Here is a 22,502-nt window from a genome sequence, read left to right as displayed (position 1 = left end):
CTAGATAGACTCCGGCAACCGGAAGCGATTGAAGAAGCCTTTCACAAATGGATTCACTTCGCCTTCCACCTGCAACTGCAGCTCAATGTATTGACCATCCTTTTTAGTGATTAAAGCACTGATGTTCTTCTCTCGGGTTAACTTGCCATCCATCGCTTCCGCCAAACGGAACCAGCTCCAATCGCCTTGATACGACTGACTACTCAGCGTACTTTCATTGTTCTTTAACCAGACATCCAAGGTTCTGCTTTGCGTTTCTGCCAAAGGCCAGGTCATGCGAGTCCAGAACGCCGGACCATGTCGATAAACAAACAATGGCGTATCGCTTCGAATCGAGAACTCCGTCAGCCCGGAACTCATACTTTGTGTTTTCAGAGTGAAATCGACCGTAAAGTTGTCTGCTTCGAATAAGGCTTTTTGAATACGATGCGCATCGGCTTGTGCTTTCCAAAAGCCCGAAGCCAGTTCGAAAGTGACACCAGGTAAGAAAGATTTTTGAACCGGAGAGCCATTGTCTCGTGTCTCAAAACTGCCCAGATAGGTATTGGAAAAGCGTTCCAAAGTACCCTGAGGCCCAAAGAAGGTTTTGAAATCATTGAGATTTACACCCGATTTTTCCTTAGCATTAAACGGGTACAAAGCACGAATGTTATTGCTGTAAAAACGAACCACCTGATCCTGCCAACGCTTATTCAGATAAGTTCTTACATCTTCCATGGCAAACTGATTGGTGCGCTCTGCCACAGAGAGTGTTATGCCTTGCAGCAGAACATCGTAGTCGTAATCCGACAGGCTCTGTAACTGGGCGAGAGGGTTGTTATTGCCAGCCTCTGACAACTGCTTAAAGAAGAACTTACCGCGATCCTCACTTAACATTGCCCGTTTTACCCACTCCGCCGAGCTGGCCAAATGCTGGATCAATTTATCCAAGGCGCTTTGACCGGCCTTATCGGCTTCAATCAGTTGATGGTAATACTTAAAAGGCTGACTGATGGTGTTAGCGACTTTGACTTTGTCTTGTTGTTTCTGCGCCAGGATGGATTCGCTTTTATCTAGCACGCCTTCTGGTAAGCTCTCGGACAAACTCGCCACATCAATATTGTCCGACACCACCTGAGCCGCTAATGCCTTGTTAGTTTCAGCACTCTCGAACACAGAGGTCAGTTGGGTGTTAAAGGTAATCATTTCGTAGACACTTCGCACCGGCGAGGACACAGGGTCAACGGTAGCGGTGAGTTGCTCAGACAAGGCATTCCAGCTGTAAACGTTTACACTTTCAATGTTGTCTGCGAAGGTTTTCCAGTAGGCAATGTATTCTTCCACATAGCGACGCTTAAGTTGGCGGGTGATGCGGCTCAGCTCGGCCTTACTGACTGAGCTGCCGGCCATGTTTTCATAAGCCTTGAGCGCTTTCTCAACCAACAGGAAATCGGTATCCAACATCAAGGCTTCAAACCCTTCACGGGTGAAAATGTACGGCGCCAAATAGCCACTGAAGCCATCTTTAAAGCGGAAAACTTCGGTAAAGCTACTGCCCAGCTGTGGCCGTAAATCCACACGGCGATTAAACGGCGGTTGTTCCAAGATGTGTTGATACATCAGATCACTGACGTTCTCATTCGACAACGACTCTTGCACCACTTGTATCAGCGCCTGATCACCTTCTGGTGGCACCACGCCGGTTTTCAGCAAGTCTTCAATTAACTCTTTAAAACGTATTAACGTTGGGCCATCGCTCTCGCCTTCTTCACGAAGTGATCCGAGGTAATAATTCACTAGAGGTTCAATGGTCGCGCGTTGATGATCGTTCAACAACTGATGCAAGTTAAACAACACCAGCGTTTCAACTTTGTTGCCTAGCTTGTTGTAGATATACAGGTCATTGCGCAGGTAGTCACGAAGAGCAATCAATAGAATATTTTGTAACTCAGAGCGATACGCCTGATCCACCGCTTGTGCAATGCTTGGATCAGGCAACCAGGACACCACATACCAAGGTTTAGGCTGATCATAGACATGGGCAATGTCCCGCAATTCGGACAAGCTGAAGATCGTTGTTTGCAAGTCCTCACTCTTAAACTTGCCTTCCGTAATCGAGCTCTTATAGCTGTCGAGCCGGTTCAGCGCCTGAGCATCCAGCCCTTGGTAATACTCGAAGTTTGCCCACAACAACCACACAAACCCGGCCAGTGTCATCGCTAAACTGCCGCTGACACCAAACCGTAGCAGCGTGTATAAGTTTTCACGCCGACCATTAACTCCAACCAGACCGGCTTCACGCACGATGTCCTGACTGAACAGCTTCTTCGCAAACATGCTGCCATGAGACACCACACTGCTGCTTGCGGAAACCGTTTGATTGCCCAGCCGAGACGCCAACAACATTGAAAGGCGATCCACCGGTATCCCTTCACGGCTGGCATTCACAAAGTAATAGCCTCGGAAATTCAAAGCCGTTGAAAAGTGCTCTTCCAAGAACAGTTGTTGAAAGTAGTACTCGATTTCGGTCTTCAACAATCCGAACTGATACGGTGCGACCAGAATCGATTTGCGATAGTCGGTATTTAGCTGCAAACGTAAAAACGAATAGACCTGAGACGACAGCGTATCTTGCAGCTGATCAAATGAATCACTAAACCACTCCGCTTGATAACCCGTCGACTCCGCCACTGGCATCATAGCGCCAAACGGCTGTTCCAGTTTTTGTTCATCAATGACAGAAAAGAACTGACAAAAATCGGCTAATTCGACCATGTCAGTAAAGACGCTATACACCGGCAAGTTCAAACCAAAGGCTTTGTTCAGACGGTTCAGAAGATTGCGTTGCTCTTTGGCTTTGGTGCTGACTTCTTCATTATTCAGATTCAATAAGTTGGCTGCCGGCAAAGTAAACAGCACGCCATTGGCCGCTTGTCTTGGGCGATAGCGATTCAGCAACTTCAGTACAAGCTCTAAACAGGCTTCCAGCTCAACGTCAGAACAAGCTCGGGTGTGCGTCCCCACGACAATGGCAAAATCACTGACCCAGAAGGTGATCGGCAAATTCAGTTTGTCCTGCTGAACGATCTGAAAGCCCATTTGATTCAGCAACACTTCATCTTGTTGAGGTTGCTCATTCAACAAGAAATACCAAGGCATTAAGCCGTATTTGTTTTTTCCTTTGTGTCGCTGGCTTTGTTGCCAAAGTTGATGAAAATCGCTTTCGATCACACTCAACATTTGATCCAGCTTGTCTTTATCTCGTTGAGTCTGTTCATCCGACTTAGATTTACCGGCGACCTTACTCATGCCCCAAGCAATACACCACGTCACCAAGCCACCCAACAATAGAGAGAGCAAACCACTGACAGCCAATTCCAACGTATTTGACCAGAACCACCAGCCAAGTAGGTTTGACGCCCACCAACACAGCCCAGCCAGCACCAAGGCAAGCACGACATAGAGTACTATTTCAATTTTTGAACGCTTCATCAATCAGAGCCCAGCCTTCCATTGGGAGTCATTTTTTCTATTATTCATCAGCATCATTGCGCTGTTCTGTCGGCTTGCCATACAACCTTTCCGCTCGTTCCATTTCTTCTTCAGTACTGTCATAGATGAATTCAGTATCGTGGCCGACATCAAAATAGTTGGCGCTGAATTTAGGTAAGGTAATGAAACTGCGAGCCCGTTGTTCCAGGGTATTCTGATACCAGAATGACGCACCGCCCCAAATCAGACCTATCGCGACGAAGAACACCAACAATTGGCCTCCGAAACGAGCTCTGCGATGCGGTTTACGCACAGAAGGCAATTCCAACGGAGCAACCGGCGCCATGGATTCGGCTTTACGATAAGGGTTCAACAGCTGCTCTAACTGATGCATCAAAGCATCGAGCTTTTCCCGTCCCCGAAGACGGTATTGCCCCCGAAACCCCATTTTTAAGAAGATATACACCAGCTCTAGCCAGTCCATCAGTTGATTTGGCTGGCGCAACGCCTTTTCCGTTACCTGGAAAAACTGCTCACCGCCATTACGCATACCAAACAATTCACTGAGCAAGGTATGGTTTTCCCAACCGCTGTCCTCTCCCCATTCGCAATGCATGATGAATTCATCTAACACCACACAAAACAAAAAGCAGGTTTTATCAGCCACCGATGGCGGGTAATCCAGCGCCGCAATCCGCTGTTTAAGGTCGCTGATCGCGCCCTTAAGTACCTGCTGATGTTGATGTAAATCGTCCGGTTTCGGTATTCGAGTCACCACCACACACATCGATAACATTTCAGCACAGGCGTTCAGCAACTTATTCTTGCTGTGACCATAGTGTTGCAGTGCCTGGGTGTTTCTCATTTGGTTCTTTAGCGCATCGTTGCCTTCCAGCAGAATGCGAATGCTGTCGGTAGGACGATAGTGAGACTGGGCAAAGTCGTCATTTACATCACTATTGAAGTCTTCCGAGGCAAACTGATCCGCACTGAATCCAGCGAACGAAGTGTCCGGCCTGGCCTCTGATCTGGGCTTGGCTTGACCGGCAACCGGATCGGGCCTGACCGTAGAACGATTCTGAGGCGATGACTGCCCAACCGGATCGCCGTTTTGGTCATAAACAATGGTATCTTCATCCAGAAAATCCGAACTCATATCCCTACCCCAATGCGTACAAGGTTAGTTCAAGATCAGGAATGCTCAGGTCGACGTGCAGAGCAATGGCTTCACGTCGATCAACAATGTCTTTCCAGTACGGGTGATGCGTATCGATCTCAAAATAGGTGACATCCGACTTCGGTTTTAACTCGCTCGGCGCCACCGATAACGGCGTTAGAGTCACGCCTGACAAACTGTTGCGCACCACTTCGGCGATCTGGCTGTTGGCACTTAACTTACAGGCTTCCGGGAAACGCTGAGCCAGCATCATCGAGCCCATGCTCGATTCCACACACAAAATAAAGCGGCTGTTGGTCAGTACCGCCACATCCTGAATCGCCACCCTTAACAAACGACGTTTCTGGAATAACGAGGTATCCCACTTAAACTCCATAACACTGTCATTTTGTGTCAGCGATAGCTGCTCACGTAGCCTTGAAAACACTTGGTTAAAGGCCGGGTGCATGTTTGAAATCTGAAAGGACTCCATATCGTCTGCCACCGATGGCTGGTGGCTGCATAACTCCGCCGACAGCGTCGATAACTGCTCATAGACTTCTTCGGTGGGCACTGAGGTATTTTCCAGGGTTAACTTAAACCAAGGGACATATCGGTTTAATGTTTGTAAAAGCAAATAATCACGCAACAAACTGTGTTCACTTTGATGCTTTTGACCGGCTTTGATGCGCTTCACCACCATATTGGCGCGGCTCAACAACAGCACCTGCATTTCTTTAAGACGCTCGGTAATGAAGGTCGACGCGCCATAATGGCGACACGCCGGAATGAATCGTTGATCAAGAATGACACTGCCGTCTTCGCGGCATTCCAGCACGCGGGCAATCGGCAATACGGTCATGCCGGTCATATCATCGCCTTCGATCAGCAATTCAATATTGATTTTCGAAACGCTGGCGTCGATGGCCCGGCTGGTAGCATCGCATGCGTCATACAAGCTGACCGAATCCAGCGTATAACGATGGCGCTCGCCTTTATCACCGTATTCAGGTTCACCCTGAACTGAAATCGGTAACGCCAGATAAATACGCTTATCTACCGTGGTTGAAGGTACATCCAACAACACCTCTCTTGAACACTGAAAATAGCCACCGTCCGGAAACAAACCACTGCAGCTTTTTACCGCAATCTTGCCTATTTTTAACCGTTCCAAATCAATCTGTAGCTCGGTCAAGCCGACACTGCGACCCGCACCAGCAGCAGACGTATATTTGCTGATGTAATCGTGAAAATAACGGTCTTGTTGTTGGAAGTGTTGAGGGGCGATAAACATCCCCTCACTCCAAACGATTTTATGCTCAAGTTCCAAAGGCTTCCTCTCTTGTCTCTTCCTGACGTTGTCCTGATTAATCGTCCGTTGCTTCGGTAATCGAAACCGATAAGCCACTTACCCGAATAACCAATTGCGCCTCACTGTCTTGAGGTAACTTAATGACAGCTTTTGATTTGGCGTTGTCGTAATTTGCAAACTCGGCAAACACCGCCAGATACTGTGACTGACGATGAATATCCAACGCCAGTGTATATTGTTCTCCCGGCACTAAAGGCGGTACGTTATGGACATCCACCAGAGAGCCCCCCAACACCTCAATGTCTTTGCGGTATAGATCAATAAACCCGGATTTTTGGAAGGTGCCCGACTCCGACAGTTGATAGACCCGCAACACAATCGGATGCGACTTATTACCACCGTAAGGATTTACTTCATCGCCCACTGAAATAATCACCTTATGTGAGACGATCAGTGGAATTGGATCATTCGAAGAACACCCCGAAAGAGCCACCACGACAGCGAACATCGCCATCTGAAACACCGACTTAACGGCGCTTTTGGTGATGAGTAAATTCAATAGCCTGTTCACGATTGCTGATCCTTTTCCCGCAACTCTTCCACAAACATGGCAAGGAACTGTCTACGGAAGTCCCCCTGTTTCAGCTTGCGATTAAATTGCTTGCGATATAAATCCCAATACTTTTTATCTTTAGAACCCCACCCCGACAGATAATCATCAAACTCTTCTTCCAGAGTTTGAGGGGTCAGCGTTTCTAAAAAACGATCCAAGGTGACTTGCAAACACGCCATCAGTTTTTCTCGCCCAATGTTTTCTCTTCGGGCAGGCTTTTGTTGTTCCACCAGCTTGGTTAATAACTTGAGATTTTCCTGGAACATTTGCTGTTCTCTGGAACGTAACGATGGCGAAGTTTCACGCGCTAATGACTGAGCCTCCAACACCGGAATATTCAAATCGTCATCCAGCATGTCAGCTCGTGTGTCCCTGGGTTCTTTTAAGGTCATGTCATTTTCTGAAAACGGATCATCTCCAAACGGATCATCGGACTGAACATGCTCTACCGAAAATTCACCGACGGACTGCTCTTCCGTACTCATTGATGGACTGACTAAAGTTTCTTCTTGGCCGAACGGCGACATAAAATCATCCTGATCTACAAGGTTATGCTTAAATGGCGACTCTGTTGGTTGCTCTGTTGATGGCTGGGATAGCGGCGTCTGATTGGATTCACCTGATGCTTTTACAGGCGAAGGTTTAGATAACGCTGAATTCAGATCACTGACCAACAACACATAGCCACCCAGTTTGATCACATCCCCATCAAACAGGGCAATACGCTTTCCTTTACTTAACGGTTGTACATTGACGGTTAAGCCATTCGCACTTCGGTTAATCAGTTCATAACCACCGGAGCCATCAGCGCAGGGCACTATTTCAGCGTGGACCCGCGATAGAAAACGACTAAAGTCTGGCAATACCAAAGTACAATCGAAAGCGCGTCCAATGGTGCCCCCCATACTGGGAAAAGCGACCTGACGGGTGAGCACTTGTTCGTTTTCAGGCACTTCAACAAGTTGAATGCTTATGGTCATAGTGAACTCTTTTTACAACGTTCCATTGCGCTATTAAACGTATTTAGAAACGCTGGATTTAGTTTTAAAAACTGTCTTGAAAAATGGACGCCCAGGTCTTTATTGCTGTGGTGTGCTCGCTGGAAGTAATCCATGGGTATTCCCAACTTTTTAATGGAGTGCTCAAATACGCCTGTGTACTCAAGTGCCACATCCAAATCGCCTTGCCATAACATCTGCAACAACACATCTGCATCTCGGGGCTTTTTAACAACGTTGTAGCCATTTTTCTTAAGATACAGCCACTTAGTACTGTTAAATTTTGCACCGTAGCGTGCCTGATATTTGGCCGACTCTTCTTCGGGATCAAGGGTCACGTCCGGCGCCATAAACCAAGTCAGTTCTTCATTAATCACAGGGGTCGACATCACCGCGTACTTGTTACGGGACGCGTTGTTCGAACCGGTAAAAAAGCCGTCCATACGATTACTTTCAACCAACAACTGGGCCTTATCCCAACGAGTCATGGTGAAGCGATACGGCTGCTGCATACGTTGTAATGCGCACTGCACACGCTCCACCGCGATACCCCCCATATTTCCATGATCATAGGTTTGATAAGGCGGCCAAAGTTGAGTCGCCAACAACAAGCGTTCAGCCCCCAGACTCGTATTGCTCAATAGAAACAACAAGCCGGAGAGAACTATCGTCGATAAATGGTGGTCACGCTTTCTGGTCATGGATGTTAAATTCCCGGCATCACAGATCATTCAATCTCTAACTCACACGTACCATTTTTGATGCACGCCGTAACTTTAGTAATAGGTAAACTTTCACTGAGTCGAACAATGCATTGCTCGGCAAGTCTCGGCATTAAAGTACGATTGATGATTTGCTCAATGGCTCGGCCACCGGTAGTCGGGTCGGTATTACACGCCACCACGTAATCAATCAGCGCCTGATCGTAAACAAACTCGGCCTGATACTGCTCTTTCAGCTTGTTACGAATCCGGTTCAATGAGATTTCAGAAATCTTCGCCAGTTCTTCGTCGTTCAGCGGGTAATAAGGGACAATCGTGGCACGCCCCAAGAAAGCCGGTTTAAAGAAGGTCTGAAGATCAGGGCGGATATGTTCCACCAGTTCGCTGTGCTCTGGACGGCTCTCATGTTGATCACCGTGTTGGTCACAATAATCACAAATGGCCTGATCCGCTGCGTTGGAAGTCATGATAATGATGGTGTTTCTGAAGTCGACGGAGCGGCCTTCACTGTCTTTGATGCTGCCTTTATCAAAAATCTGATAGAACAAGTCGTGTACGCCTGGATGCGCTTTTTCCATTTCATCCAGCAACAACACAGAGTAAGGGTTTCGACGAATCGCCTCGGTCAGCACACCACCCTCACCAAATCCCACGTATCCGGCAGGCGAACCCAACAACATGGAAATTTTGTGCTCTTCTTTAAATTCGGTCATGTTAATGACCGTCAAGTTATCACCGCCGCCATAGACCAGATCTGCCAACGCCATCGCCGTTTCGGTTTTACCAACGCCGCTTGGGCCACACATCAAAAACACACCGACAGGCTTACGGCTATCCGTCAGACCCGCACGGGAAATTCGGATGCTCTTCGCCAACTCGGAAATTGCGACGGTCTGACCAATCACACGATCCTGAAGCTTCTCTTCCAGGCTCAGTAGTTTGGACACTTCATCACTGACCATATTGCCTGCCGGAATGCCCGTCCAATTAGAAATGACGGTTGCAATGGCTTGCTTATCGACCATCGCTTGGACCAAAGGAGTATCACCCTGTATTGTCTCAAGCTGCGTTAATAAATCCTGAAGGGTTTTCTGATCTTCAGCATTCACAGTACCTGTGCCGTAATCCTCTGAAATCTTGCTCTGGGTTTCTTTGATTTGATCGACCAGTTTGACTTCTTCTTCCCAGCGCGTATCAAGTTCTGCTTTTCGTTCGATTTCCTGCTCAAGCAGTTCTTTCAACTCAGCAATGTCTGGATCGGCATGACTGAACTGGGCATTTTCCTGCTCTAGCGTGGCCAGTTCATTTTCCAGATAACGGATTTTCTGACCCAAGGCTTCGATGACTTCCGGCTTCGCTCCCTGCGTCAACGCAATGCGGGCACAGGCGGTATCCAACAAGCTGATCGCCTTATCTGGTAATTGACGGCTTGGAAGGTAGCGAATGGACAGTTGAATAGCTGCATCAATGGCATCATCACGAATATATACACCGTGATGTTCACGCAGAGACGCGGCAATGCCTCGCAACATTTGGGTTGCATCTTCAGGCGTCGGTTCTTCCACTTTGATGACCTGAAAACGACGAGTCATCGCTGGGTCTTTCTCAAAATATTTTTTGTATTCCGCCCAAGTGGTTGCCGCGATAGAGCGAAACTCACCCCGTGCCAGTGCAGGCTTAAGCAAATTAGCGGCATCGTTCTGGCCCGCTGTACCACCTGCGCCAATCAGAGTATGAGCCTCATCAATAAACACAATAATCGGGGTCGGTGAATTTTTAACTTCGTTAATGACGTCTTTTAAGCGATTTTCAAACTCACCTTTGATACTCGCGCCTGCTTGCAGCAAGCCCAGATCCAACGAATGAATTTCAACGCCCTGCAACACCGCAGGTACTTCGTTGGCCACAACGCGTAAGGCCAAGCCTTCCACCACTGCGGTCTTACCAACACCCGGTTCACCCACCAGAATCGGATTGTTCTGACGTTTACGGCACAAAATATCAATGGCTTTACGGATTTCACCGTTACGGCCGGAAATAGGGTCGATCTCACCCTGACGGGCTTGCTCGGTTAGGTTCACGGTATACTTCGCCAATGCCTGCCCAGACGCAGGGCCACCGGCACCGTCCGTCATAACGGGAGCCGCGCCCGACTGAGTCACCCCAAGAGACCCCAACTGCTCAATTTGAGCTTTGAGTGTCTCCAGAGACACCTCACTGAGAGACACTAAACTCAACGCTCGCATACCAAAGGCATCCGGTTGCAGCAAACAAAGCAACAAGTGCAAACTGACGACCTGACCATGCCCGAAATCGACCGAGGCCAACAACCAACTGTCTTTCATAGCGTCCGCTAACGGGCCACTTAACATTGGCTGACCATTCGCACCTTTCGGGAGCTTATCTAATACCGTCGTTAATTCGGCCAACAGACGCTCAGAGTCGATGTGTTGTTGCTCAATGAAGCGACTCAAGTGTTTGTCTTGAGAAGCGAGTATCTGAACCAACCAATGCTCAATCTCAATAGCAGCCACGTGCTGATTCATCGCGGCAGCGGCGGCTTGTTCCAGAGCTTCTTTCAAGCCTGTATCCAATTTACCAACCAAGTTCCCTAACTTCACATTCGACATGACAGCCCTATCCTATTTCAAAAGAATTTTCTGGTACTCTTCCGGCTTTGCCTGAGGCTCCAAGCAGTTGCTTTCGCCCAATTGAACCGCAGTCGCGGCATTAGCAGACAAAACCGGCAAAGAAAGAAATGCCCGCTTTACATACAGATAAAACAGAACATCCGCTGACTCGCGTAAATACGCGCGCACCAATGTGTGTATGGTTTGAGAGAAATTCTGATCATTCTTCAATTGAACAAATTCTTCACGCGAAGCAGGTTCAATTAAGATTTGCAGCTGCTGAAAGTTCAAACTGCATTCTTTACCCAACAAAAACCCCAAACCTAGCTGATTGTTTTGTGCCTGAGACACACCAATACGGGTAAACGATGACGCCGTTAAACGCTGTTTTCGCGCCGGTGTTACTTCAATATGAATTTTGTACGGGAAGTACTCACTCAACAGCTGTCGTAAGCTGCTGATGCTTCGAACTTTTAATCCCATGAGAATACTGAAACGCAACAAGCCGGTTCGATCTCCGGTTGTGTCCGGCAGCGCAGACAGTTGCGTCAGACAGGTGTTTCCAGTGGCACTTTGTTGAACACGGGCACCTTTCCGTGTTTGTTGTTCGGCACGAATCACCAGTGATTCATTCACCTGAGTCCGGTGCATTAACTGGTAATACCGGTGATTAAAGATGTCCAGAAAATCATGCAAGCCAGCTTCTTCATCATGCAAACTTGCCAATAGCTCTTCGTAGAGGTAATCCGGTAATACACCTCTCGCCCCGGAAAGCGCTTCCATGCATACCGTGATTTTATTGACCGTACCTAACGCTTCGAACGCCATTACCTGATCGTCACCGCCATGCGGCATCGCATCAGCAGTCCATTGAATCTCACCGGTGCGTCCCATCGCGTGTAGCAAGCGCACCACTTGTTGAAATTCGAACCGTTCTGGTTGCTGAATCAATTGTTTAACAACCGTCTGCTTGCGTTGTTTTTTAAGCGCTAGGGACATAATTGGCTCCCGTGCACTCTAGGAAAAATCATTTTTGAATCATCACTGCCAAAACAGTGAACACTGACCTGGATAAAACGATCAAAACTGCAAAATTGCTGATACAAGGCATTGAGTACCTGAGCAAATAACGCAATCTGACCATTTAAGAGACTCGCATCCAGAGTTACCACCACTTCTGTACCGGATGCAAAGATGTTGTGCCCACACACTTGCATGGCTGCCACTTGAGGTAAGTAACTGACACTGCGAACCGCGTCCGCTTGTCGACAGCTTTCGCTCGGACAACACAGGGTTAGCACTTCTTTTAACGCCTGCGTTGGATTATCCGTATGCAACAGCGAATGGAAATTGGTGTTTAATAATGAAATAAACCGCCAACCCAGAGTTTCATCCAATACCGGATACACTGGCGCCGAAGGTGTGGTCAGTAGCGTGACTGAACCAGGTAAATCAACCCTCGCCAAACATTCGGCTTCCGTACCGGCCACCAACAAACAAGGCGAGGTACCGTTGCAACACACCAAGTCTAACGCCAGCACCAACGCTTCTTCTGTCAGGTTATTGGCTTGAATCCCGCCGATGGACAGATCCATACACAGCTTTCCAAGCTCATTCCAATGCTGGTTAGCTTGCCAATGTAAAGGGCTTGAGGACTGACCGGCCGTCAGGTAGCGCTCACCGTAAAGAGGCTGAATGAACCGGCTGCCATCAGACTTAACTTCCTGTACTTTCTTAACAGACACCACTTCAACGTCAGTGTCGTTAGACGAGTCCGCCACCACAGGCACCGATAACTTAGTGAAGTCGTAGCTCATCGGTTCACCCACTTGCTCGAACACATTCACCGCCGGTACGGTGTACAAGCGGAATACATGGGTATCGAATAACCGAAGAAATTCAATCGGCAGCTGTTTCACGAATAAGCTGATCACGACACTGTTGGTGCGATATTGACCAATCTCTTTACCAAGCTCTTTGATTCGGAAATAGGCGCCCTTATCCGAATAGGTGAAGTAATCGCGCAGCGCATCAAAGCCTTCAAATTGGTTACCGTAACGCGGTAACCACTGAAATTCAGGATCACTGATTCTGGACTGTAGACGGTCGGTATCAATGACCGTGAAGTCGGTAAAATCACTGTTGGAAACCGTGATCGACGCGGTATCCTGCAAGAGCAACTCGATCAAGGTAGACGCGTTTTGCTCGAAGCCATTTACAAAAAATTCAAAATCATTAAACGAAAGCTGATCGAAGCGGGCATCAGGGTCGCAACAACTCAGCGTCAAATGAATCACCGCATCGGTGATTTCCACCCCTTCCGGCAGAATAAAGGTAAAGGGCGCCACGTCGCAGTCAACGCCTGACAACACAAACGGATGGATTTCCAAATCCGCAACGGTGGTAAATACACATTCGTTTTGATCACCCGAGCCCACCACAAATTGATTACCTTTCGGTAACGTCAGGCTTTTTTGTAACTGCTCAGGATCGGGAGCCAAGGTTAAATTGGTATAGCTTGGCAAAATCTGGGTATAGCCTGGATACAGAATGGTTAACAGGCTTTCGACAATTTCAGGGAACTGCTCATCCAGACGCAGCTCTGTTTTAGCGGTTAATAGCGCCATACCATCCAGCAAACGGGTTATGTTCGGGTCTTCTGCGTTATTGTGTTTGCCCTGAAGTTTCGCCGCCTGTTCCGGGTGTCGTTGAGCAAACCCGGTCAATGCCTTTCGAATATACGCCAGTTCACGCTCGTAATAGCGCATTAATGTCTCAGCCAAAGTCTTGCTCCTCCATACTGATTTGCTGATGAGCAAGGCTTAATCTTGATTCAAAAGACAATTCCCTCTCTTTCTCGTTTTCTATTCGTTCGTCGTTCAGACGCACAGACAGCGAAAAATCAATGGCATTGCTGTCGTCATTTCGTTCAAACACCTCGGTGACCACTTCGGACAACCGAGGCTCAAAGGTTTTAATCCAGTTTTCCACTTGGTTGGCAAACTGATCCTTATCCATTTGGCTACTGATGGTTTGAATATTTTCAATACCAAAGCGAAAACTCGACGTTTCACATTCCACCAATTTCGGTGATAACGCCACCAACGGCGCTTCAGTTTCAAGCAAGCGGGTTAAGTGATAGCGAACCGATTCAATCAACTCTTGTCGAGGATCGTCATAGCTCTTTTTTGCTAAAAAGGCGCGCCAGAAAATCATATCAACTCGCCTTCCCTAAATCGGTGCTCAATACAATTTCTCCCGCAAAGTGGTCGAACTGATATTGAGGCTGTAACACCACTTCGCTGGTAAATACGCCTAACTCACCTACGACCTCTTTCACTTCAACAGAGGCTTTACGCAATGGGAACTTCGACAGTATTTGATCATCCTCACCGACGACATTTCCGGCATAGTTATCGAGCCATTGATTCAAAAACAACTCACATTCACTGGCGGTGCTGAAGTTACCAATCATGCTGCGAATTTGTACTTTCAAATAATGAGCAATACGGCAGGCCAAAAGTGTGGTTTGAAGTTGCGCAATTACTTTATCGTCGTCACTTTGGCCGGAACGCCATATCGAATTGTTGTTGGTAAAATAATATTTATCCGTCAGAGCACTCTTGGATAGCGGGATAAATCCTTGCTTGGCATAGAAGGTCGATAAATTGCCAAACAAACGCACTTCCGGATCCGGCGACACCAAATGAAGATGACCGGATTTGGCTCGCGCCAGATTGGATGGTGGTAGATTAATCACCGCACCTTGATACAAATCCTGCCAGCGGGATTTTAAAAACCCGAACCAACACAAGCGGTTAAATTCACGAATAACGATGGAGGCAAACGCAAATGCCGCGCTGCCCCATAAGCCACTAGGCACTTTAGAAGAGCTCGTATCCTCTTCATCAAAAATAAAACCGATTCGGCAATCCTGATAACGGCTTCTTAACTTCACTCTTGGCATGGCTAAACCAATGTAACGCGCTTCAGGATGCTTTCTTAAGCGTTGCCAGCCTTGATAATCTGGCCCGTCTAAAATTTTCTCAACCCGTTTGATGTCCGATAACCAATCAGCACCGAGCTCGCCAAAAAACTCGGAGGAAGGCGCCATCACGAACGGACACAAACACAACTTTCCTAAGCTTCCAACCAACTCCAGAGTGAACAGATCATCGAACTCATCGTCATAACCCATATCGACCGAGACATAATGATCAATCACGATTAACCCAAAGGGTAAGCCGCCTTGGGTATTCAATTCTTTATTACCGATAAAGTTATAGAGCGTACTGCGATTAATGGTGTTGGCATTGTTTAAATCCCTAGACATCTCAGCCCAGGAAACATCCAACAGCTTCACCAATATGCGTCGGTAATTAACCGGTAAACTGACCAGCGAATGCAGGTTCCGCCAGCGGGCTTCCAAGCGACCAAACTCGTCGTTCTGAATAATCGCAGAAAGCTGTTTAGATAATTGTCGATCTAACTGCGCAATGCTTCGAATGACAAAGCTTCGAAAGGCATCCACGCTTTCCAAGGCACTTGGGTCCAACTGACGCAATAATTCAAGCGCTTGACGTAAGGCTGTTTCATCGCCTTGCTCCAGCGTTAGATCATTGAACTCTTGCTGCCAGTTTTCACCAAACATAGATCACCCAATGACCGACCTCAGTCGGCCAATTTTCCTTTTAACTTAAATTAACCCGGTATCTTCGCGACCATACGGACCGATGTGGTTAATTCTTCCATTTGCAACCAAGGACGTAAGTGCGCAATCGCAGAGTAAGCGCCCGGTTTACCTGGCTGCTCAACCACGCTGATCACGGATTCCGCTAACGGCGTTTTAGAACGTTCTTCGTTACCAATCGCCCCTGAGTTGGTGTATTGATCAATCCAGGCTTGCAGTTCACGTTGAATGTCCGGTGCTTCCAGGTTGGAACCCAGTTTGTCTCGACCCATCACTTTCAGATAATGAGCGATTCGGCTACTGGCCATGATGTAAGGTAAGCGCGCAGAAATAGCGGCATTACTGGTCGCATCCGGGTCAGTAAAGGTTTTCGGTTTTTGAGTGGTTTGACTGCCGATAAACACCGCATAGTTGGTGTTTTTGTAATGAACCAGCGGTAAGAAACCGAGATCACTCAGCTCTTTTTCTCGTTCATCGGTTAGGTTCACTTCGGTCGGACATTGCTGTTGAATATCCCCCGCATCCGACAGGTAGGTCAGGTTAGGCAGCGCTTCCACTTTACCGCCGTTGTCCATGCCTCGAATAGCGGTACACCAGCCAAACTGGGTGTAGGCCTGAGTCATTTTCAGACCCAGCTCGTAAGCAGCGTTAGAGAACACTAACTCACTGTTGTCTTTTGGTTTAGGGTTGCCCGCGCTGTCTACCGAAAGCTCTTCGAAATCAAACGCATTGGTACCCAGACCATTCGCCCCATACGGAAGGCGCGCTAACGTTTTTGGCAACGTCAATGTAACGTAACGGGCTTCATCACTTTCACGAAAAGCATTCCAAGCCGCATAACTTGGGGAGTCAAAACCAGCGGCCACCGGTTTGCCCTCATCAAAGGTTTCGAACGAGTCAAACTCGAACATTTCCGGGGCAGCAGCTGCAATAAAGGGTGCATGACTGGCAGCGGCGGTTTCGCCCATGTAACGCAAGAGTGCAACGTCTTCGTCTTTCTGAGTGAAGTTATAATCGCCCACCAGTAAGCCATACGGCTCGCCACCAGCGGTGCCGTATTCTTTTTGGTACAAGGCATCAAACAACGGGCTGCGATCTACCGCTGGCGCGTCTTCAAACTGTTCGAGCAGCTCTTCTTTATTGAAGTCCACTAGCTTAATTTTCAAGCTCGGACCAAGTTCACTTTCTTTCACCAACTTCTGCAGACCACGCCATGACCCTTCAAGGGTTTTAAAGTCGTCTTTCTGGATAATCGCCGATAGCTGTTTCGACATCTGTTTATCAATTTCAGCAATGGCGTTTTCGATGGTCTTGGTCAGGTTTTTGTCCCAAACCACTGTGCCTCTCAATGCCTGTTCTGCTAATACAGAAAACAGCTCTTTGGTGGTGTCGGCCGGTGTTTGGGTAGTGGCTTCAATGGCGCGATCCAGAAAGCTCAGTGTGCCTTCTTCAGTTGCGACCTGCGCTTCTTGATTCTCTTCAGTACTCATTACTCACCCCCCTCCGTGTTAAGACCTAACTCACCAGACAATGCATTGATGGTGTCCGCACTCTGCAGAACTTCTTTCAACAGTTTCTCCAAATCCCTGGAGCGATCCGCCTTGGATAACAAGGTCTTTAACTGCGAACGGGTATCCGCCAGTTTTTGTAAGGCATCAACCTTGCTGACGATGGCATCCGGCTCGAAATCCTTCATGGATTTAAAGTCAAGATTCACTTCAATCTCACTGTCATCATCACTCAGGGTGTTTTCAACTTTCAGTTTGAGTTCAGGCCCAACTCGCTTCATGACCGTATCAAAGTTGTCTTTGTCGACCGAGTAGAACTGACGATCTTCCAACTCTTCACGGTCTTCTTTATGAGCCGAATAGTCACCCATAACGCCAACAACAAACGGCAGTTCTTTGGTTTCTACAGCGCCATTCGTTTCTACGTCATAGGTGATACTAACGCGGTTTTTACTTACCCTTTTATGCTGTGCATTAAGAGCCATATTCCCTTCTCCTGTTTAACCTTCAGAAACTCACTGAGCCTGGTAACTACTTGGCTTTAGATTCTAGTTTTGCAGTGAGCGTGTCATATTTAATGGTGTCGCCCTTCTCAATCTTGCCGCCATCGCCTTCATAGTAGTAAGTGATACTCAGATTGGTGTAAGTCAAATTGAAGTCTTCTTGTGGGGTATCGCCACCTGAACAGCTCACGTCGTAAGATGACATACGCGCCTTCTCAAGCGTCAGAATCATGTAAGGGTCAACGCCGTTTCCTTCACGTGACGGTTTGGTCATCAATACTTCAATTTTTTGACCTTCGGTTCCCGGTGAAAATAAGAACGTTGTCAAGTGTGGGCTAGCACCGTCTGAGGTACGAGAGATGCTTACTTCCCCTAATGCCACCATGCCTTTATCAGCATTGTTCGCATTACCTACATCCACGCTCACACCACGGACGGCACCCCAAGAAACAGTATCGATGGCGAAGAACCCTTTCTTACCACCAATATCACCAATAGTTGCAGCACCTTTGATTGCATCTTTTCCGTCAATGCGCATAAAAATAGAAGCCATGTTTTTCTCCAAATATTTATAAGAATTTCAACTGCTGTGTTAAAAGAAACTTACTCACTTACAATCAAAGCCGTGTTGCTCTTATGTAAGAAACTACCATTCGAAATTCGAAATACTGCCTTCGGATTCCGAAGAACTGCTTGAATCATTTGCTGTGGTACTTGTTGTATTTGCTGTTTCTGACTCACTATTTTCAGAACCAGCATCGGCTACTGCTCCAGAAGCCGTCTGACTTACCGCCTGAGCACTCACCATTACTTGAGGAATATCGGTCTTATTGGTACTTTCCAGCCCCGCCAGGTTGGTAATTCGCCCCATCACGGCATCGTTATCACCGACCAATTCCTGCAACAGCTCAGGCAAAGGCATATAGCCCCAGCGAATGGCTCGTTCGATAAGCATGTACACCGGGCTATGAGGTTCGGTCTTTAAGAAGTAATCCGCGACTTTGCGTAATTCATTGAAGGCATGATCCCGACTGACGATCTCGCCGTTGGTGACAACATTGACCACCTTGTTAGAGTTAGCGCCAGTAGGCTCACCGGCATCCTGATTGACAACCTCACTGGGCTCAGAATTACCCACAGGTTGTTCTGCCGTTGGCTGATGTTTATCCAGAGGCCAAGGATTTAACTGATCACCCACCAAATATTTGATGGCATTGATAAGACTCTCGACGTTCTTCTTAACAAAACGGAAACTTAACCCTTGCGCACCTATCTTCTGGCACTCTTCAGCAATAAAACGCTCAATACTTTCAAGGTGTTGAAGCATATCGCCCAGCGCTACCACGGTGGCTGTCACGGTTTGACGATCTGACGCTAACGCTTTGGTCGCTTCCGCTTTTAATGTAGCCAACTGACCACTGCGTTCAGCATGAGCGTAACGAGCAAAATCAATGTCCCCGATTAAACTCTGTAGCTGCAGTGGCATGTACAGCAAACCACTGTTTTCAGTCTCACCCACTAACTGCAGTAATGGCTTAATTCGAAACTCAGTAATTTCCTTTGCTCGTCCAGCGTCATCTTCAGACTTAAGCTTCTTCTCCGGAAGGATCGGTTGAAGATCAGACCAGAAGCTTTGAACCACTTGGGCAAACACGTCCAGCGCTTTTGCGGTATTAGCCATCGGCGCATTAGTGAACATTTGAGCTGTAATGAACCAGCAAAACACTTCAACGTCTTTGGACGTAGAACTTAAAATTTGATCGCATTGGGAAGCCAGCTCATGCCAGTTATCCGAGTTTTGCTTTAATAGCTCTTCATCGGCAGTAGCATCCGGGGTTTCAAGTAACTGGCGAAATGACGATTGCGCCATGTTGAAGTGGTTTCTCAGACCCCGGTACACCGTCCGGTTGTCTTTAAGATATTCACCACACGAACTCTCGTCAGAGATAGGAGATATCAAATGTTCCAATTAACTCGTCCTAATTAATTATTGTTGTTTCCCTGAAGGCTGAAACGGATTGCATGCAACCTAAATTGAATCAATTGAATAGTTCAGCTTAGACCAGATTCCCGCATCAGCAACAAAGTAAAATGAGACCTTGCAGACAGTTTTTACTTTGCGTTTTTTCGGTTTTGCTCTACGTCGACCTATAAGACTAAAAGCAAAATGTGCAAGAAATACGTAAGGATTGTGCCAATATCTGAAAAGTGTGTACGAACGAGAATGACAAAGCGGTTTATAGAAAAGTCAAGGATACGTTTTGGTTACGATATGAACAGAAGGAGAATAAAGAGGTGATAAAAACTGCTTTTTTGGTGGTTCAGCAGTCTTACGTGTGATGAATCACATCGTTGGGAGATCGAAAAAGGAAGGTTGGCACCGTTGTTTTGAGTTCAAAGATCATAAACAAGCACACGAGCCACATATTGATTGACTATGTGAAGCCCGTGTCATGTCATGCTATTAATAATAAAAAACTGATATTTTGAGAAAACACCTTAAAACACAAAACTGCGCTTTTCCGGTGACAGGGCATCGTAACCACGATTCCACTGCTTCTTACCAGCATCACTTTGGCTGTAGAAGCCGTCCAATAAGCGTTGTTTGTCTTCATGAGTGAGGTTGGTGCTAATACGAGAGGTTAGGCTCTCTAACGCACTCGAGCGGGCCTTCCCGGTCAAGCCGGTGAGTAACTTAAATACCTGATCACGATTGAGGTTACGCGGCAGGTAAAATGACAGCATCTGAATGGCTTCGGCTTTACGATCTTGGGCGTAATCGGTTTGGTCGTAATAGCCCGCGATCAGAGACAACGCCCCATCGAACATCATTGGGTACTGAGCCCCCGCTAACAAGTGTTGCAGGATTGCGTTGCGTTTTTCATTCACAGATGACACCAATAATGCCTTTATGTCTGCCGAAGAAAGGTCACGAGGGCGGAAACGAATCAGATGTTTGGCTGCTTCGGCTCGCACGTCCCAATTCCACTTATCATCAGAGAACCCTTCACCCACCAGCTTCATGTAAGTTGGCTTATCCAACGGCATTGGCAAGAACTTACGTACGGAGAGAATCGCGTCGGCACGCTTATCGTTATGAAGGCGATAGACACCATCTAACTTCAGATAACTGTGTGAACCAATACCGGCTTGAAGTGTTTCGCTGTAAACGCCAATGTTTGAAGACGGCGGATTTGACGGGCATTCAGGTTGCGCTGGACAATCACGCCCACTCACCTGACCGTGTTCAAGCTGAGCAATGCGCTGATCTTTTAACGACAGGTTGTCTTTGAGGGTGTCGTTCAGTTCGGTGGTTTTATCCAAACGGTTCTTAAAGTCATTGCACACCAACAGATATTGATCGGTCTTGATGCGTAGGTTGTCCAGTGCATCAGAGAGACGTTGATTCTCTTCCACCAACTGAGCTTGCGATTGCGACAAGCCTCTCGCCTGCTTTCCTTGCTTGCGCAATTCCGACAGCTTACCTTGCAAGTTCGCCAGTTGGTTTTCCAGTAACTCAGTGCGCTGTTGCAGTTGTTGATTTTGTTGCGTCAATGCGTCTTGTTTTTGAACACTGCAACTGACCGATTTATCCAGTTCTGAAAAATTATTATCGTATCGATCGGCATCGAACTTATCGTTCGACAAGGCAGTCTGAGATACCAACGCCAACGAAATGGCTGCGGCGATGGCAGAAAGTCTATTGGTTGCAAACATGTGCTGATTCCTTAGCTTGATCAGTTGATCAGTATTTATCCGTGAAGCAACCATAGCATAGAGCAAGAGAAGCTTCCTAGAGGGATGTACCAAGGTTGCGGAGTAGAACGCATGCCCATCCTTAGAAATAGAAAATTCCTATCAACTAACTAAATATTATCAATTTCATACTATCAACAGTAAGGGTTAGAGTGTCATCATCTTAACCAAATACAGCGTCGAAGATTCAAGGAACGCCTGAATAAGGAATGAAAAAATGGATATTCAAAAAATCACCGAACACTACCTTCAAGCACTAAATTTACCTGAGCCTCAGCACAGTATTGAGTTTCTGAATCAACTCCAAAGCCGCCACATTGCAGAGTTCAGTTTCAACAGTTTGGCTGTGGTACTAGGCAAAGACATTGACATCGACAGCAACGATGTATTCCAGAAAATAGTACAAGAAGGCAATGGCGGTTACTGCTTCGAGCACAATAAGCTGGCCTACGATGTGTTAACTCATTTGGGCTTTGAAACGCGTATCTTGATGGCGCGTGTGGTCTATAACAACCTGGATGCAGACGCGCCACGTACCCACAGACTGACGTTAGTCACCCTCGACGGCGAAGATTACATCGTCGATTGCGGTTTCGGTCATTACGGTGCCTGGTTCCCGGTGAAATTGAGTGATCAGTCTCAAGCTCAACTCAGCGACACTTACCGCATTGTCGAGCACGACGACGGCCGTTTGTTGTACCAGCTGATCAAAGATGGGGAGTTCTTCACCCTGTACACCTTCGACTTGAATCAATACAACGAAGCCGATTGTGTCATGGGGAACTTTTACTCTTACAAGTTTCCCACAGCCGGCTTTGTGAATAATTTAGTGGCTTGCCGCAAAGAAAACGACACCATTTGGTCTTTAAGAAACAATCAGTTATTTGTCATCGAAGCCGGTCAAACACAGATTACCCAGATAGACACTCCTGAGCTATTGGCGTCTCTGTTGAAAGAACTTTATAACTTAGTCATCGATGGGCAACAGGCTGAATTCTTATTCGATCGTTTCATAGCAAATCAATAACTTACTCCATAAGGCAAGCGGCTCTGCTTGCCTTTTCTCCCTCTTCCCTAATGCCTTCCTGAATTGAGATACCGTCAATCTCTCACACGGTTATGAGCAATTAACCACAAATAAAA

At 47.2% G+C, this 22,502-nt stretch carries 17 protein-coding genes; 1 reads left to right on the top strand and 16 read right to left on the bottom strand.

Annotation, left to right across the window (positions count from 1 at the left end):
- The 16 genes from tssM to ACFOEK_RS16880 all read right to left on the bottom strand — a co-directional run bounded on the left by tssM (nucleotide 1) and on the right by ACFOEK_RS16880 (nucleotide 21,320).
- The gene (tssM, locus tag ACFOEK_RS16955) at nucleotides 1-3,471 is read right to left on the bottom strand and encodes a type VI secretion system membrane subunit TssM (RefSeq protein ID WP_386722657.1); all 3,471 of its coding nucleotides are present in this window, start codon (nucleotides 3,469-3,471) and stop codon (nucleotides 1-3) included.
- Between the two features lie 40 nt (nucleotides 3,472-3,511).
- Nucleotides 3,512-4,627 (bottom strand): type IVB secretion system protein IcmH/DotU, encoded by a 1,116-nt coding sequence (gene icmH / locus ACFOEK_RS16950; RefSeq protein ID WP_386722656.1) that lies wholly within the window; start codon nucleotides 4,625-4,627, stop codon nucleotides 3,512-3,514.
- Nucleotides 4,628-4,631: 4 nt separating this feature from the next.
- Nucleotides 4,632-5,957 carry a type VI secretion system baseplate subunit TssK gene (gene tssK, locus ACFOEK_RS16945; RefSeq protein ID WP_386722655.1) on the bottom strand — a complete coding sequence of 442 codons (1,326 nt, stop codon included), beginning with the start codon at nucleotides 5,955-5,957 and terminating at the stop codon, nucleotides 4,632-4,634.
- A 37-nt stretch (nucleotides 5,958-5,994) separates the two neighbouring features.
- A complete protein-coding gene (tssJ, locus tag ACFOEK_RS16940) occupies nucleotides 5,995-6,510 on the bottom strand; it encodes a type VI secretion system lipoprotein TssJ (protein ID WP_386722654.1) in 516 nt (171 codons plus the stop codon).
- Nucleotides 6,507-7,532, bottom strand: coding sequence for a type VI secretion system-associated FHA domain protein (locus tag ACFOEK_RS16935; protein WP_386722653.1), 1,026 nt, complete (start codon nucleotides 7,530-7,532; stop codon nucleotides 6,507-6,509). The genes tssJ and ACFOEK_RS16935 overlap by 4 nt, the downstream gene beginning before the upstream one ends.
- Complete coding sequence (locus ACFOEK_RS16930; RefSeq protein WP_386722652.1) at nucleotides 7,529-8,251, bottom strand: transporter substrate-binding domain-containing protein; 723 nt, start codon at nucleotides 8,249-8,251, stop codon at nucleotides 7,529-7,531. The genes ACFOEK_RS16935 and ACFOEK_RS16930 overlap by 4 nt, the downstream gene beginning before the upstream one ends.
- Nucleotides 8,252-8,277: 26 nt before the next feature.
- The gene (gene tssH, locus ACFOEK_RS16925) at nucleotides 8,278-10,902 is read right to left on the bottom strand and encodes a type VI secretion system ATPase TssH (protein WP_386722651.1); all 2,625 of its coding nucleotides are present in this window, start codon (nucleotides 10,900-10,902) and stop codon (nucleotides 8,278-8,280) included.
- Nucleotides 10,903-10,914: 12 nt separating this feature from the next.
- Nucleotides 10,915-11,901 carry a type VI secretion system baseplate subunit TssG gene (locus ACFOEK_RS16920; protein ID WP_386722650.1) on the bottom strand — a complete coding sequence of 329 codons (987 nt, stop codon included), beginning with the start codon at nucleotides 11,899-11,901 and terminating at the stop codon, nucleotides 10,915-10,917.
- The gene (tssF, locus tag ACFOEK_RS16915; protein WP_386722649.1) at nucleotides 11,892-13,685 is read right to left on the bottom strand and encodes a type VI secretion system baseplate subunit TssF; all 1,794 of its coding nucleotides are present in this window, start codon (nucleotides 13,683-13,685) and stop codon (nucleotides 11,892-11,894) included. The genes ACFOEK_RS16920 and tssF overlap by 10 nt, the downstream gene beginning before the upstream one ends.
- The gene (gene tssE, locus ACFOEK_RS16910; protein ID WP_386722648.1) at nucleotides 13,678-14,118 is read right to left on the bottom strand and encodes a type VI secretion system baseplate subunit TssE; all 441 of its coding nucleotides are present in this window, start codon (nucleotides 14,116-14,118) and stop codon (nucleotides 13,678-13,680) included. Before tssE ends, tssF begins: the two co-directional genes overlap by 8 nt.
- Before the next feature lies 1 nt (nucleotide 14,119).
- The gene (locus tag ACFOEK_RS16905) at nucleotides 14,120-15,553 is read right to left on the bottom strand and encodes a type VI secretion system contractile sheath domain-containing protein (RefSeq protein ID WP_386722647.1); all 1,434 of its coding nucleotides are present in this window, start codon (nucleotides 15,551-15,553) and stop codon (nucleotides 14,120-14,122) included.
- A 50-nt stretch (nucleotides 15,554-15,603) separates the two neighbouring features.
- Nucleotides 15,604-17,082 (bottom strand): type VI secretion system contractile sheath large subunit, encoded by a 1,479-nt coding sequence (tssC, locus tag ACFOEK_RS16900; protein ID WP_386722646.1) that lies wholly within the window; start codon nucleotides 17,080-17,082, stop codon nucleotides 15,604-15,606.
- Complete coding sequence (tssB, locus tag ACFOEK_RS16895) at nucleotides 17,082-17,585, bottom strand: type VI secretion system contractile sheath small subunit (RefSeq protein WP_386722645.1); 504 nt, start codon at nucleotides 17,583-17,585, stop codon at nucleotides 17,082-17,084. Before tssB ends, tssC begins: the two co-directional genes overlap by 1 nt.
- Nucleotides 17,586-17,631: 46 nt before the next feature.
- A complete protein-coding gene (locus ACFOEK_RS16890; protein WP_386722644.1) occupies nucleotides 17,632-18,156 on the bottom strand; it encodes a type VI secretion system tube protein Hcp in 525 nt (174 codons plus the stop codon).
- Nucleotides 18,157-18,249: 93 nt separating this feature from the next.
- Nucleotides 18,250-19,572, bottom strand: coding sequence for a type VI secretion system protein TssA (locus ACFOEK_RS16885; RefSeq protein ID WP_386722643.1), 1,323 nt, complete (start codon nucleotides 19,570-19,572; stop codon nucleotides 18,250-18,252).
- 530 nt (nucleotides 19,573-20,102) lie between these two features.
- Complete coding sequence (locus ACFOEK_RS16880) at nucleotides 20,103-21,320, bottom strand: hypothetical protein (protein WP_386722642.1); 1,218 nt, start codon at nucleotides 21,318-21,320, stop codon at nucleotides 20,103-20,105.
- A gap of 256 nt (nucleotides 21,321-21,576) precedes the next feature.
- On the opposite strand from ACFOEK_RS16880, the gene ACFOEK_RS16875 reads away from it, so the two are divergent.
- On the top strand, nucleotides 21,577-22,386 hold the full coding sequence (locus tag ACFOEK_RS16875; RefSeq protein WP_386722641.1) for an arylamine N-acetyltransferase family protein: 810 nt from the start codon (nucleotides 21,577-21,579) through the stop codon (nucleotides 22,384-22,386).
- The last annotated feature ends 116 nt before the right edge of the window (nucleotides 22,387-22,502 follow it).

Source organism: Litoribrevibacter euphylliae, from assembly GCF_042646085.1.
GTDB classification, from domain to species: Bacteria; Pseudomonadota; Gammaproteobacteria; order Pseudomonadales; family Litoribrevibacteraceae; genus Litoribrevibacter; species Litoribrevibacter euphylliae.
Note: the sequence above shows the minus strand (reverse complement) of the source record. Positions and strands in the feature narration are given on the sequence as shown.